This window comes from Nonomuraea sp. NPDC005650 (assembly GCF_040605375.1).
Lineage (GTDB): Bacteria > Actinomycetota > Actinomycetes > Streptosporangiales > Streptosporangiaceae > Nonomuraea.
Window position 1 is genome coordinate 94890 of record NZ_JBEXCR010000007.1, and the last position, 14223, is coordinate 109112.

Genomic DNA, 14223 nt, shown 5'->3' on the forward strand with positions numbered 1-14223 from the left:
ACATGACTCCCGTTCCCCGCAGCACGGTCGTGGCCTACCGCGACGACGGCCCGCTCTCGCGCGTGATGGGTCTGCTCGTGGCGGGGCAGCTCCCGCCCCTGCCGCCGGTGATCGCGGGCACGTTCGTCACGGGCGTGCTGCTGGTGCTCGGCGTGGCGGGCACGGACGGGCTCGCGGTGTTCGCGCCCGCCGTGACGCTGCTGCTGGCCGGGCCGGGCAGCACGCACGCGCACGACGGCAGGTTCGACTGGCTCGTCCCGCCGATCCTGCGGCTCATCGAGTACAGCTTCGTCGCGGCGTGCGGGTTCGCGCACCAGGTGCACCCGGTGCTGATCTTCCTGCTGCTCGGCGCGCTGGCGTTCCACCACTATGATCTTGTTTACCGGCTGCGGCAGCGCGTTTACGCGCCGGCGTGGCTGTCCACGTTCGGCCTCGGCTGGGACGGCCGGATGATGGTGGTCTCGCTGGTCGCCCTCACGGGCTGGCTGACCGGCGGCTATCTGCTGCTCGCGCTCTACCTGTGGGCGTTCTTCGGGTGGGAGAGCCTCACGTGCTGGCTCGCCGCGCCTCGCTCCGGGGTGGAAGCAGCCGATATGGGAACGCAAGACTAACGCCGGATTACCCGCGCAGGGCCCAAAGACGAATACTCTTTGGGCTCACGAAGACATGCTCGACTGAGGAGTGCACGTTGCTGGGAATGGTTCTGGCCGCTGGAGCCGGACGACGTCTGCGGCCGTACACCGACACGCTGCCGAAGGCGCTCGTGCCGGTCGACGGCGAAACCACGATCATGGACATCTCGCTGCGCAACCTCGCCGAGGTGGACCTGCGGGAGGTCGTGGTCGTCGTCGGCTACGCGGCGCAGGCCGTCCACGACCGCAAGGAGGCCCTGGAGCAACGGCACGGCGTCAAGCTCACCCTCGTCCACAACGACAAGGCCGAGGAGTGGAACAACGCCTACTCCCTCTGGTGCGCCCGCGACTACTTCTCCCAGGGCGTGCTGCTGGTCAACGGCGACACCGTGCACCCGGTCTCGGTCGAGAAGACGCTGCTGGCCGCTCCTGAGACGAGCGACATCCTGCTGGCCGTCGACGACGTCAAGAAGCTCGCCGACGAGGAGATGAAGGTCACGCTCTCCCCTGAGGGCTCGCTGCGGCGCATCACCAAGCTGATGGACCCGGCCGAGGCGTACGGCGAGTACATCGGCGCCACCCTCATCCGGCCCGGCGCGGCCGACCTGCTGGCCGACGCGCTCAAGACCACCTTCGAGCGCGACCCGCAGCTCTACTACGAGGACGGCTACCAGGAGATGGTCGAGCGCGGCGAGGTCATCCACGCCGCGCCCATCGGCGAGGTCGACTGGGTCGAGGTGGACAACCACGACGACCTGGCGAAGGCTCGTACCATAGCCGTCCGCTACTGAGGGGGCGCGCATGCCGCTTCTAGCGAGGATGCTGCCGGCGCCGCTGACCATGCAGGTCAGGCGGGGCGCGGTGGCGGAGCTCGGCGCCCTGCTGGCCGACAGCCGCGTGGCCACCTCCGGCAGGGTCGCGGTGGCCGTCGGCCGAGGGCAGGGCGACCACATCGAAAGCTTGATCACACCCCAGCTCGACGAGGCCGAGGTGTTCAGGGTCGCCGACGGCTCGGTCGACGCGGCCGTCTCCCTCGGCGCCGACCTGCGCAAGGGCGCCTACGAGGTGGTGGTGGGCGTCGGCGGCGGCAAGACCATCGACGCCACCAAGTACGCCGCCTCGCTCGCCGGCATCCCGATGGTCGCGGTGGCCACCAACCTCTCCCACGACGGCATCTGCTCGCCCACGGCCTCCCTGGTCTACGAGGGCGGCAAGGGCACGTTCGGGGTGCCGATGCCGCTGGCCATCCTGGTCGACCTCGACTTCGTGCACAACGCGCCGGAGTCGCTGGTCAGGGCGGGTGTGGGCGACGTGGTGAGCAACCTGTCGGCCATCGAGGACTGGCAGCTCGGCAACGTCGAGCGCGGCGAGCCCATCGACGGGCTGGCCTGTTCGATGGCCCGCACGGCCGCCGAGGCGCTCATCGGCCGCGGCGACTCCATCGAGTCCGACGCGTTCCTGACCGTGCTGGCCGAGTCCCTCATCCTGTCGGGCATGTCCATGGTGATCGCGGGGTCGTCCCGGCCCGCGAGCGGTGGGGATCATGAGATCCTTCATGCCGTGGATCAGCTCTTCCCCGGCACCTCCAACCACGGCGAGCTCGCCGGGATCGGTGCCGCCTTCTGCTTCTTCCTGAGGGAGGACGAGGCCAGGGTCACGCAGGTGGTCGACTGCCTGCGCCGGCACAAGCTGCCCGTCGTGCCCGCCGACATCGGGCTGACCGGCCGGCAGTTCGCCGAGGCCGTCGCCCTGGCGCCGGCCACCCGTCCCGGCCGCTACACGATCCTGGAGCACCTGCGCATGCAGGACTCCGAGATCCACGATCGGGTGGGGGACTATGTCCGGGCCTTCGGTAGCTGAGATCCGGCGGGTCGCCCAGCCCGCCGGCCACCTCGAGCGCAGGAACGGCGAACACTGGGCCGGCGTGCTCTACATGCGCCAGTTGTCCATCTACGTCACGTGGCTGTTCGCCAGGACGTCTGTCACGCCCAACCAGCTGACCTGGGTGATGACGGTGGCCGGGGTCCTGGCGGGGGTCGTGCTCGCCCTGCCGGGCCTGTGGGCCGCCGTGGCCGCTGCCCTGCTGGTGCAGGTCTACCTGCTGCTCGACTGCTCCGACGGTGAGCTGGCCCGCTGGACGGGCAAGACCTCGCCGGTCGGGGTCTACCTCGACCGGGTGGGGGCCTACTTCTGCGAGGCCGCGGTGCTGGCCGGGCTGGGCTGGCGGGCGTCGGCCGTGCTGCCCGACTGGTACACCGTGCTGGGCTTCGCCGCCGCGCTCGGCGCGATCCTCATCAAGGCCGAGACGGACCTGGTGGAGGTGGCGCGGGCCAAGGGCGGCCTGGCTGCGGCGACGGAGGCGGCCGCGGTGCAGTTCCGCTCCGGGCTGCTGGGCCTGGGCCGGCGGGTGCTCTCGGCGACGAAGTTCCACCGGATCGTGCAGCCGATCGAGCTGTCGCTGCTCGCGCTGGCGGCCGCCGTCGTCGATCTGCTCCTCGGTGACCTGACGGCCTCGCGGGTCCTGATCGTGGCGTGTTTCGTAGCGGCCTGCCTACAGGTTGTCCTGCATTTGGTAAGCATCATCGCCTCGAAGAGACTGGCGTGATCTGATGTCGGAACCGGAGAAGCTCCCCGTCCGTCGTATTGATCGGACGTCCGCCGTTCGGTGGGGGTTCATCCTCGGTTCCGATACGCTTAGCCCCAGCCTTTCCAAAACATGCAGACCAGCAGACTCGGTGATCATGAAAGAATGCTCCGCCCGTGTTCTCAACGCGTCAGGACAGTGATTCGTTGAAGATCTCGTGCGTCATCCTCACCATGGGAAACCGGGTCGCGGAGCTGAACCGGGCGGTCGAGTCCGCGCTCAACCAGGTCGACGGCGACGTCGAGGTGGTGATCGTCGGCAACGGCGCAGATGTGCCCGAATTGTCGGCGACGCCACCCGAAGGGTCGGCCGCGGTCGTGAAAGCGATCCGGCTCGACCAGAACACCGGCATCCCCGCAGGCCGTAACCGCGGCGTGGAGGAGTGCTCGGGAGATGTCGTGCTGTTCCTCGACGACGACGGCTGGTATGCCAACCAGAAGGTCGTGGCGCACGTACGCGACCGGTTCGCCACCGAGCCGGACCTCGCGGTGATCTCCTTCCGCGTCATGGACCCCGACGGCGGCATCGGCCAGCGGCGACACGTGCCCCGGCTGCGCGCCGGCGACCCGCAGCGCTCCTCGCCGGTCACGACGTTCCTCGGCGGCGCCTCGGCCATCAGGCGCTCGGCCTTCCTCCAGGTGGGCGGGCTGCCCGAGCGGTTCTTCTACGCCCACGAGGAGACCGACCTGGCCTGGCGGCTGCTGGGCGAGGGCTACCGGATCGAGTACGACGCCGAGACGGTGATGTACCACCCGCAGGTCCCGCCGACGCGGCACACGGAGTTCTACCGGCTCAACGCGCGCAACCGGGTCTGGCTGGCGCGGCGCAACCTGCCGTGGCCGCTGGCGTTCCTCTACCTCACCAACTGGGTCGTGCTCACGCTCCTGCGGGAGCGCAGCGCCGGGCCGGCGCTCAAGGCGTGGTTCAGCGGGTTCTTCGAGGGGCTGCGCACCCCGGCCGGGGAGCGGCGGCCCATGGCCTGGCGTACGGCGTGGCGCATGGTCAAGCTGGGCCGCCCGCCGATCGTCTGACCCGCGCGGGCGCTCAGACCTCGACGGCCTCGCCGAAGGACATCGCGGCCCGCGAGATCGTGCTGGTGAACATCGCCCGCTTGGGCAGCCCCAACTCGCTCAGCTCCTTGGCGATGGGATGGTTGCCCAGGCGGATCAGCGCGCCGCCGGGGCGGATCCGGGCGCCGCGGGCGCGTACGGACCAGGGCACGCGCCGCGTGATCCCGTCCCGGTGCGTGTAGGCGTCGAGCGGCGCCATCACCGTCGCGCCCGGCGCGGGCGCCCCCGGTTTGATCAGGATGTCCAGCACGAGCCTGCCGTCCTTGCGCAGGACGCACCGTTTGTACGGCGTGCCGAGCCGCAGCTCGATGTCCGCCAGTTCCTTCGGGAAACCCCACAGCGTGCGCCCGGCCTCCAGCGTGAACGGCTGGTCCACCGGCAGCCAGTGCACGAACACCCCGGCCTGGCGCAGGTCCCACAGCCCTCCGGCCCCGGACACGCCCGGGGGACGCACCAGGAACGCCATGCCGAACTCGTGGTAGGGATCGAGGTCGCCGTCGCGGTAGTCCACGAACAGCAGCATGCAGACGGCCTTGCCCGGCAGGATTTCGGCCACGTCGAGTCCGGAGTACGCGATCACCGCCCTGGCGGCGTCGGCGCGCACCGCGTAGAAGGCGCTGCACACCTCCGCGTCCCGCACCCGCACCGGCATGACCACCGTCCGGCCCTGGATCAGATGCGATGCCATGGTCCCAGTACATCAACCACTCGGTCGTGCCGCCATTCCCGCCCCGGATGTCCTTCCGTCGTGCCGCGCCCACCGCCGCCGGGGCCGTGCGTCCGGTGCGGGGGCCGGGGGCTAGACGGCGAGGGCGTGGGTGGGGAGGCCGGCCCAGGACTCGGCGCGGTTGACGAAGGCCGCCGCGTGGTCGGGCCAGTGGTGGTGCAGGCGCGCCTCCGCGTGCCCCAGGGCGCCCAGCCGGACCCGCCGCACCGGGTCCTCCTTCAGGTCCAGTACGGCGTTCAGCACGGCGTCCACGTCCAGCGGCACCACGAGCCCGCACCCGGTCCGCTCGACCAGCGCGGAGCCCTGGGGCGTCGTGATGACGGGCAGCCCGCGCCCCATGTAGTCCATGATCTTCGTCGGCACCGTCCGCACCGTGTCGTCGGCCAGCGAGAGACCGGCCAGCGCGCCCTCGGCCATGCGCAGCGCGTGCCGGTTGGGCACGTACCCGAACCAGTCGAGCAGCCCGACCCGCTGCGCGTCACGCAGGAGCGGGCGCACGTCCCGGGCCGCAGCGCCGATGAGGTCGAGCCGGACGCCGTGCGGGACCAGCCGCTCGGCCAGCCCGATCAGCTCCGACACGCCGCGCTCGGACGAGAGGCGGCCGATGTGCACGACCCTGGTGTCGCCGGGAGGAGGCGGGCTGGGCGACACCAGGGTCGCCTCGGGAACCACCGCGGGCGAGATCACGCGGTGGCGTCTCCCCGCGCGGGCGAGCCGCCTGGGGGAGACCTCTTCGCGTATGTCCCAGACGACCGGAGGACGCCTGTAGGGAAGCGCGCGCAGCAGCCGGTGCTCGTGCACGATCAACAGGTCCGCGTCCCTCACGCCGCGTCTCAGCGCCGCGCGCGCCCTGCCGAACGTCGCGTGCCGCGCCACGTCGATCGCGGTGATCCCCATGGCGGGGGTCACGTTGAAGTACGTGAACGGCGCGACGTACGTGACCTCGTGGCCCGCGTCGAGCAGCGCCCTGATCTGCCGGTGCATGATCCGGGCGTCCTCGGGATGATGGACGGTCGTGGCGACACATGCGCGCATGTGTCGATGCTCCGCGCCTACCAGGTCAAAGGCGTAAATGTGAGTAGAACGGTCGCTTAACTTCGTGAGGGGCGGCGATAGAGCCAGGTCAGGCGAGGCTCGAGCACCCACTTGAAGACCGTGCGGGTCTCCGGCAGGCACAGCACGATGGCCAGCGCGAAGGCGCTGCAGGCGATCGCGAGCACGCCGAGCGGCCCGTACAGCCACGGGAACTCCAGCCAGCCCATCTCCTTGGCGATCAGGACGGGGATGCCGTGGAGCAGGTAGCAGTAGAGCGTGCGGGTGCCGAGGTCGGAGAACCACGTCTCGCCCCGGGGCACCAGCGCCAGGACGGCGAAGCACAGGGCCAGGGAGCACACCAGCAGCCCGACGCGCAGGCCGAGGCCCATGTACCACGACAGGTGGAGGTCCTGGAAGCTGGCCTTGAAGTAGAACGGGGAGAGCTTCGCCATCGGCGCGACGTAGATCGCGACCGCCGCCGCACCGAGGACCGTGAGCACCGCCAGGATCTTGATCCACCGCCGGTTGAGCAGCTCGAAGTGCTCGGGCTGCATCACCAGGCCGATCACGAAGAACGGCATGAGGCCGAAGAAGCGGTCCATGCTGAAGTCGCCGGAGATCTGGGAGAAGCCGGCGAGCAGGTAGGCGGCGATCGCCACCGGCACCGGATATTTCATCCGCTTCCACACCGGCGTGGACAGCCGCCAGAACAGCAGCGCCAGCAGGTACCAGTTGAGCCACGACGGGTCGATGATCGTCAGGCTCCACTTCTGGCCCACCGCGACGCGGAGCAGGGCGTAGCCGACCTCGACGATCACGTACGGGACCAGGAACGTGTCGACCAGTTTGTTGGTCTTGGCGTTCGAGTTCCAGAAATTTCTGGACAAATAGCCACTGATCAGCACGAACAGCGGCATGTGGAACGTGTAGATGAAGATGTACAGGGCCCTGGCGGAGTCCGCGGACAGCGTCGGCACCAGCGAGTGGCCGACGACCACCAGCGCGATCAGCACGAACTTGACGTTGTCGAGATACGGGTCACGCTTGCGCTTGGGCGGCTGGGGCTCCTGCTTCGGCTCCGGCTGCTGCTGGGCCGTGTCGTCCGCCGTGGCCTTCGCCCGCTTCCGGGGCTTGCGCTCCTCCGCCGCCTTCGGCTGCGGCTGGGCGGCGTCCGGCGCGCCCTCGTCCGGCTTGGACGGCTTGGACGGTTTGGATGCCTTGCCCGGCTTGGCCGGCTCGGCCGGGGGCTCGCCGTCCCGCACGGCGGGCTGCGGCTGGGTCAGCTCTCCCGGCGCCATCCAGTGCGGATCGGCCTCCTCGCTCCAGAACGCCTCCTCCGGCAGCGGCCAGCGGGCTCCCGTCTGGGCGGGGCCGCCGGTCTCCTCCTCGGAACTCCGCGGAGGCGTGGCCGGTAGGGAGAATCTGGTGTCAGACACAGGGGAGTCGCTCAGCTTCGCTCGGGGCCGGGGAACACGACGGCAGCACGACCAACGGATGGCCTCTCGGCTCCGGGTCGCGCTGCGTCGCCGACCCGCAACAGACTATCCCGCTCACGCGCCTCCTGTCCTTCGAGCGAGGCGAGAATGCCCGATTCCACAGGGAACTTGGAGCGTCGTCAGGTGCAGGCGTTCTTCTGCTCGGACGCGGTGATCGTGCTGTTGTTGACGCTGTCGGGCAGCTTCGTCACCTTGACCGACTCGAAGTCCTCGCCCACGACCAGCTGCATTATCGGCGTGCCCTTGGCGGGGGTGCTCTTGGGGGGCGTCACCGGCGTGTACGTCGCCGGGTTGGTGACCGCGACCTTGCCCTCGGCCGGGGCGGGCTTGGGCACGACGGCCCCGGCCAGCGTGCCGGCGTGGTCGGGCGCCGACTCGACGGCCTTGGCGTAGTGGACCTCGGTCTTCGGCAGGCTCTTGCCGTCGGGTGCCTCGTAGTTGCCCAGGCCGACGACGTTGAAGCCCTCCTTGGCGAGCTGGTCGGCGACCTCGCGGGCCTTGCCCACGGTCTTGGTGCCGTTGAGCACCTGGACCTTCACCTGCTCGGGCTTGAGCGTGACCTTGGGCTTGGCGCCGGTGCTCGTGCCGGTGCTCGCGGACGGCGACGGCGTGGCGACCTCGGTGTCGGTCTTGATCGAGGTGAACAGCTCGCTGGCGTCGGGCTGCTTCCAGACCACGCGGTTCTTGTCCTCGGGGTCGGGCCCCCACGGGATCGTCGTGAACTTGACGCCGCCGGCCGTCATCTCCTTGGCGCTCATCGCGATGTTGATGAGCTGCTCGGTGTCGTTGGCCAGCTCCGGGTCCATGGTGACCGACCCGGCCGCGGCCGCGATGAAGTCCCTGAGCTTGCCGACGTCGGTGAGCAGCTCGCTGCTGGTGGCCTTGGCGACGACCTTGCTCAGGAAGATCTGCTGCCGCCTGATGCGCTGGATGTCGCTGCCGTCGCCGTAGTGGCGCAGGCGCACGTAGCCCAGGGCCTTCTCGCCGTTGAGCAGGCTCTTGCCCGGCGGCAGGACCAGCTTGGAGTTCTTGTCGTTGACGCCGGACTTCAGGCAGATCTCGATGCCGCCGAGCGCGTCCACGATGTTCTTGAAGCCGCTGAAGTCGACCTCGACGAAGTGGTTGACGCGGATGCCGGTGAGGGTCTCGATCGTGGAGATCGTGCAGGCGATGCCGCCGGAGTTGTACGCCGAGTTGATCATGTCTCGGCGCGGCGCCATCTCCTGCTTGGTGGTCTCGTTCTTGCACTTGGGGATCTCCACCATCGAGTCACGCGGGAAGCTGATCAGCCGCGCCTTGTCCCGGTTGGGCGAGATGTGCATGAGGATGATCGTGTCGGTGCGCTTGCCGCCCGCGTCGGCCGTCCTGGCGAGCTGCTGGCCGTATCTCGCGTTGCCCTTGCCCGCGCGGGTGTCGGAGCCGACGAGCAGCACGTTGAGGGCGCCGGTGTCCACCGGCCGGGGGTTGATGATGTCGCTGTTGACGCTCTTCTTCTTGATGTTGCCGAAGGCGTCGCGGTAGACGGTGTAGCCGGTCAGCGCGCCCGCAACCATGAGCGTGGTGACGCCGATGCTGACCCAGGCCAGCACGCGCATCTTGTTCTGGCCACCGCCACCACCGCCGCCGCGGTGGCCGCGCGGCGGCCGGTCGTCGGGCGGGGGCGGCGGCGCCGCGGCCGCCGCTCTGCGCGCCATCCTGCTGCCGGGCTGGGTGGGTGCAGCCCGGTAGTCCTGCCCGGAGGTGACTACGGGCACGCTCCTGTAGTCAGTCATACGTCCCCTAGCCTCACTTCTCGCGCCTGACGCGCTGGCTTCGTCGCCTCGCGCCACGAGACGAGGTCACGTACGGCGTGCCAGGTGCCATGACCGTGGGGAACGACCGTGACCCGGGCGTGATGTTTCCGCGGCAAAGCATACTCAGAGCTGGACATTACGTGGAATATCATTGCCAAACTCTTTCTTGCCTCCACCCCGTCTTCGCACGTCAGGCCTGATGCTCAGAGCCGCAGCCAGACAGGCCAGGGGGACGGCCGGCAACACGTATCGGTAGTCGAACTCCGCCGCCGCGGCCGGTGTGACCAGCAGCACCACGGCCGCCGACCAGGGCACCAGCCAGGCCGCGGGACGCCCGCGCCGGCGCGTGAGGGCCACTGCCGGGGGCACCAGCAGCACCCCCAGGAGCACCGGGCCGGGCAGCCGCACCATGCTCTGGTAGGCCCTCAGCCAGCCGGCGTAGGGCTCGGCGATCTCCGTGCCGATCGGACCTCGCTCGTAGAGCTTGGCATAATCGGCACCGACCTGCGCGGGATAGCGGCCAGGTGGGCCCGGCGCGGTCACCGGGAACTGGTAGTAGGCATAGATCTCCGGATCCGGATATACCGGGCGGCCCCAGGTGAACGTGCGGCCCAGTTCGGTCAGCACCGAGGCGGCGTAGTCGAGCGGCTGCCTGGTGATCGCCAGCATCGCGAACCTGCCCGCCAGATCGTCCGTTTCCTTGGTGAACGTGATCCCGGGCAGCCGCACGAGGGGGGAGTCGCGCGCCCAGATGTACTCCTGCGACGGCGGGCGCCGCTCCGGCGGACGCGGGTCGCACAGGACGCGCAGGTCCGCCGGCGGGTCCATGCGGGCGCAGTCGGCGAACGACATCGTCCGGGCGTACAGGAAGACGCCGTTCGCGCCCACGAGCCCGACCCGCTGGTACGTGGCGTAGAACCAGGCGCCGTACGCGAGGATCGGCACGAGGGCGGTGGCCAGCAGCAGCCCGGCGAGCCGCACCCGTCCGCGCAGCACGTACCAGCCGGCCAGCAGCACGATGAGGGGCTGGCCGACGGTCCTGGTGAGGGTGGCGGCGGCCAGCAGCAGGCCGATGGCGGCGACCGCGCCCGCCGCCGGCGCCCGCCGCTCCGACGCGCACAGCGCCACCGCCGCCACGACCAGGAACGTGAAGAGCGTGTCCGAGACGAGCAGGTGCTCCAGCTCGATCTGGTACGCGTCGAGCAGCACCGGCACCGCGGCCAGCGTCGCCACCCACCGCGGCGCCCTTCTCGCGACCCGGTAGATCAGCACGCCGGTGGCCAGGCCGAGCAGGTGCTGCGCGGCCGTGACCGCCCAGAAGCCGTGGAACGGCTCCAGCAGCTTCAGGAACATCGAGTAGCCCGCCGGGCGGACCAGGTCGGGCCGGGGTTTGAAGACGGTGACGATGTAGGTGTAGGAGTCGGGGAACCACAGGGCCGGCCGGTAGCCCAGCATCGCCAGGGCGCGCAGGGCCGTGCCGAGGGCGAGGACCGCCAGGAACCACCCGTGCCGTCTCCACCGGGACGGATCCGCGACCCACGCCAGGCGGCCGCGCGCGGCCTTCGCGGGCTCGTCGGCGCGAGTCTCCGCCATCACCCGCACGTCCTCCCGCTGTCTTCCCGGCATGTCCCGTAGTGCCCACGTACGCTACCCGCCATTCAGTGAAGCCCGTGCAACGGCCGATAGAGGGTACGCACGCCGGGTCTCCACGGTTGAGTGAAACGCACGTCAAGATCGCTCGCCGTGTGGCGGCGCCCACCGGGACCGCCGGGTTGGATACGCTCGCAAACCGATGGGACTCGACCGACCCGGGCGGATGCTCGCCGTGCTCTCGGTGGCGCCCGCGCTCGCCGTGGCGGGCTGGCTGCTGGCGGGGCTGCCGCTGCTGCTGCTCGGCCACTTCGCGCCGCTGCCCGCGGCGCTGCTCGGGCTGCCCGCCGCCGCCCTGCTCTGCCGGGCCGGCACGCGGCGGCTGGGCAAGGTGGTCGAGGCCACGTCCCGGCAGGTCGCGGGCGTCGTGGCGGTGGCCGTGGCGTCCACCGGGTTCAACGTGGTCATGCACACCGAGCAGATCGTCGTCAGGCGCGACCCGGCCACGTACGCGCAGTACGCGGCCTGGATCGCGGGCCACGGCTCGCTGCCCGTCGCCACGCAGGCCGCGGCGTTCGGCGGCCCGGACCCGTCGCTGATCTTCAAGAGCGTCGGGTTCTACGAGGTGAACGGGGCGGTGGTGCCGCAGTTCATGCCGGGGCCGCCGATCCTCTTCGCGGTCGGCGACTGGCTGGGGATTCCCTTCGCGATCCCGGCTGTGCTGGGCGGGCTGGCCGTGCTCACGGTGGCCGGGGTGGTGGCGCGGCTGGCCGGGGCGCGGTGGGCGGTGCTGGGGGCCGCGGTGTTCGCGGTGAGCCTGCCGATCCTCTACACCTCGCGCAGCACGTTCAGCGAGATCCCGTCGCTGATCCTGCTGTTCGGCGGGCTGGCGCTGGCGCACGACGCGCTCGCCCGGCCGGGATGGCCGCGTGGGCTGCTGGCCGGGCTGGCGTTCGGGCTGGCCGTGCTGGTCAGGGTGGACGGGCTGCGCGACGTGCTGCCGGTGCTGGCGTTCGCGGGGCTGCTGATCGCGATGCGCCGCTTCGCCAGGCCGCAGGGTGCGCTGGGCGTGCCGCTGCTGGCCGGGCTGGTGGCGGGGGCCGGGGCCGGGATGCTCGCGGCGTACCTGCTGTCGCGGCCCTACCTGTCGTATCTGTCGGGCTCGGTCAAGCCGCTGCTGCTCATCTGCGCCGCCGTCCTCGTGCTCACCGCGCTGGGCACGGCCGCCGCCCCGCTGCTGGCCAGGATCCGGCCGCCCAAGTGGGTCCCCGCGGCCGGGGCCGGGCTGGTCGTGCTGCTCATGGCCGGCCTGTACGCGCGCCCGTGGTTCCAGACCGTGACCCGGACGCCCGTGACGGAGGACGACCGGCGCACGGCCCTGATGATCGCGCAGACCCAGCAGGCCAACGGCCTGCCCGTGGACGACACCCGGCTCTACTTCGAGAACTCCCTGCACTGGGTGATCTGGTACGTCGGGCTCCCCGTGGTGGTGCTGGCCACGGTCGCGGCGGCGGTCCTGGTGCGGCGGCTGCTGCGGGACGGCCGGCCGTTCGAGTGGCTGCTGCCCCTGGCGGTCGTCGGCTGGACCACGGTCACCACGCTCCTGCGGCCCGAGATCACCCCCGACCACCCGTGGGCCGCCCGCCGCCTGGTCCCCATCGTGATCCCGGGCCTGATCCTGCTCGCCATGTACGGCCTGGCCCGGCTGCGCGACCTGATCCGGGCCCACCCGCCGTCCTGGCCGCGAGGGCCCCGGGCGGGGCGGTGGGGGACGGCGCTCGCCGTCCTGATCGTCCTCGTCCCGCCGGCCGTCACCTCGATCGGGACGGCGTTCACGCCGGTCGAGCGGGGCGAGGCGGCGGCGGTGGCGGCGATGTGCGCGAAGTTCCCGCCCGACGCGTCGGTGCTGATCGTGGAGCGGGTCACCGCCGATCGCCTCACCCAGCTCGTGCGCGGCATGTGCGACCGTCCGGCGGCGGTGGTGGATCGCGAGGAGCAGGGGGACACCGCCCCCGAGGCGCAGGTGCGCCGCCTGATCGCGCGGGTGCGGGCCGCGGGCCGTGTCCCCGTCGTGCTGGCCGCCGACGCCGCGCAGGTCGCGCCGTACGGACGTCCGTCTCAGGCCCTGGCCCTGGTCTCCCGCCAGGACGAACGCTCACTCGTGGACGCCCCGAACGGCACCTGGTCCCTGCGGATCAGCGCCTGGATGACCCTTCCCCAAGAGGATAAGTGATCTTGGAAGTGGAGGCTCCCACTGGGTGCGCGTGGACTCGGCTTTGAGTTGGGCAGAGTACCCTCAAGGCCCGTGAGCACGCTAGAGACCCCGAAGAGTGGACCTGCCGTGGAAGAAGCGCCGTACGTCACCATCGTCCTGCCCTGCTACAACGAGCAGAATCACGTCATCGATGAAATCGAGCGCATCACGAGGGCCATGGACTCAAGCGGCTACACCTACGAGCTCGTGGCCGTGGACGACTGCTCGACCGACGGCACGCTGGCCAAGCTGAAGCAGGCCGCTCCCGAATATCCCCACCTGCGCGTCCGCGCCTTCCACCGCAACGGCGGCGCGGGCACGGTGCGGCGCATCGGGACGCAGGAGGCCAGGGGCGAGATCGTCGTCTGGACCGACGCCGACATGACCTACCCCAACGACCGCATCCCCGAGCTGGTGCAGATCCTGGAGAAGGATCCGATGATCGACCAGGTGGTCGGCGCGCGCACCAGCGAGGAGGGCTCGCACAAGCTGCTGCGGGTCCCCGCCAAGTGGGTGATCCGCAAGGTGGCGGAGCAGCTGGCCGGGCAGAAGATCCCCGACCTCAACTCGGGGCTGCGGGCCTTCCGCAGGACGGTGGCCAAGCCCTACCTGCGGCTGCTCCCGCCCGGGTTCTCGTGTGTGACGACGATCACGCTGTCGTTCCTGTCCAACCAGCACGACATCTACTACCTGCCGATCGACTACGCCAAGCGGGCCGGGAAGTCGAAGTTCAGCTTCGTGTCCGACGCCTACCGCTACATCCTGCAGGTGCTGCGGATGATCATGTACTTCAACCCGCTCAAGGTGCTCATGCCGCCCGCGCTGTGGCTGGTGGGCATCGGGTTCGTGAAGGGTCTGTGGGACATGGTCATGCACCCGTTCTACTTCCCGGCCAACACCGTGATGATCTTCCTTTCCGGACTGCTGATCGGGTCGGTGGCGCTGCTCGCCGACCTGATCGTGCGGTCGCGGGGGGAATAGC

At 70.4% G+C, this 14223-nt stretch carries 12 protein-coding genes; 7 read left to right on the top strand and 5 right to left on the bottom strand.

The window, feature by feature from the left end:
* Nucleotides 1-2: 2 nt before the first annotated feature.
* The 5 genes from ABZS69_RS13845 to ABZS69_RS13865 all read left to right on the top strand — a co-directional run bounded on the left by ABZS69_RS13845 (nt 3) and on the right by ABZS69_RS13865 (nt 4307).
* Entirely contained in the window at nt 3-611 is a 609-nt protein-coding gene (locus ABZS69_RS13845) for a DUF5941 domain-containing protein (RefSeq protein ID WP_355370900.1), read from the top strand.
* 77 nt (nt 612-688) lie between these two features.
* Nucleotides 689-1423, top strand: coding sequence for a phosphocholine cytidylyltransferase family protein (locus tag ABZS69_RS13850; protein ID WP_355370903.1), 735 nt, complete (start codon nt 689-691; stop codon nt 1421-1423).
* A gap of 28 nt (nt 1424-1451) precedes the next feature.
* Entirely contained in the window at nt 1452-2492 is a 1041-nt protein-coding gene (locus ABZS69_RS13855; protein WP_355371631.1) for an iron-containing alcohol dehydrogenase family protein, read from the top strand.
* Entirely contained in the window at nt 2470-3237 is a 768-nt protein-coding gene (locus ABZS69_RS13860; protein WP_355370906.1) for a CDP-alcohol phosphatidyltransferase family protein, read from the top strand. The genes ABZS69_RS13855 and ABZS69_RS13860 overlap by 23 nt, the downstream gene beginning before the upstream one ends.
* A 185-nt stretch (nt 3238-3422) precedes the next feature.
* On the top strand, nt 3423-4307 hold the full coding sequence (locus ABZS69_RS13865) for a glycosyltransferase (RefSeq protein WP_355370909.1): 885 nt from the start codon (nt 3423-3425) through the stop codon (nt 4305-4307).
* 13 nt (nt 4308-4320) lie between these two features.
* Here the strand turns inward: ABZS69_RS13865 and ABZS69_RS13870 are convergent, their stop codons facing one another.
* The 5 genes from ABZS69_RS13870 to ABZS69_RS13890 form a co-directional block, all read right to left on the bottom strand.
* Nucleotides 4321-5034, bottom strand: a complete 714-nt coding sequence (locus tag ABZS69_RS13870) for an acetoacetate decarboxylase family protein (RefSeq protein ID WP_355370912.1) — start codon at nt 5032-5034, stop codon at nt 4321-4323.
* A gap of 111 nt (nt 5035-5145) precedes the next feature.
* Entirely contained in the window at nt 5146-6108 is a 963-nt protein-coding gene (locus tag ABZS69_RS13875; protein ID WP_355370915.1) for a glycosyltransferase, read from the bottom strand.
* 56 nt (nt 6109-6164) lie between these two features.
* Nucleotides 6165-7544 carry an acyltransferase family protein gene (locus ABZS69_RS13880; protein ID WP_355370917.1) on the bottom strand — a complete coding sequence of 460 codons (1380 nt, stop codon included), beginning with the start codon at nt 7542-7544 and terminating at the stop codon, nt 6165-6167.
* Nucleotides 7545-7723: 179 nt separating this feature from the next.
* On the bottom strand, nt 7724-9376 hold the full coding sequence (locus ABZS69_RS13885) for an LCP family protein (RefSeq protein WP_355370920.1): 1653 nt from the start codon (nt 9374-9376) through the stop codon (nt 7724-7726).
* Between the two features lie 144 nt (nt 9377-9520).
* On the bottom strand, nt 9521-11023 hold the full coding sequence (locus ABZS69_RS13890; protein WP_355370923.1) for a hypothetical protein: 1503 nt from the start codon (nt 11021-11023) through the stop codon (nt 9521-9523).
* Between the two features lie 166 nt (nt 11024-11189).
* On the opposite strand from ABZS69_RS13890, the gene ABZS69_RS13895 reads away from it, so the two are divergent.
* Together ABZS69_RS13895 and ABZS69_RS13900 are read left to right on the top strand one after the other, a co-directional pair.
* Nucleotides 11190-13220 (top strand): hypothetical protein, encoded by a 2031-nt coding sequence (locus ABZS69_RS13895; RefSeq protein WP_355370926.1) that lies wholly within the window; start codon nt 11190-11192, stop codon nt 13218-13220.
* Between the two features lie 72 nt (nt 13221-13292).
* Nucleotides 13293-14222: a glycosyltransferase family 2 protein gene (locus tag ABZS69_RS13900; RefSeq protein ID WP_355370929.1), complete on the top strand. Its 930-nt coding sequence runs from the start codon at nt 13293-13295 to the stop codon at nt 14220-14222.
* Nucleotide 14223: the final 1 nt, after the last annotated feature.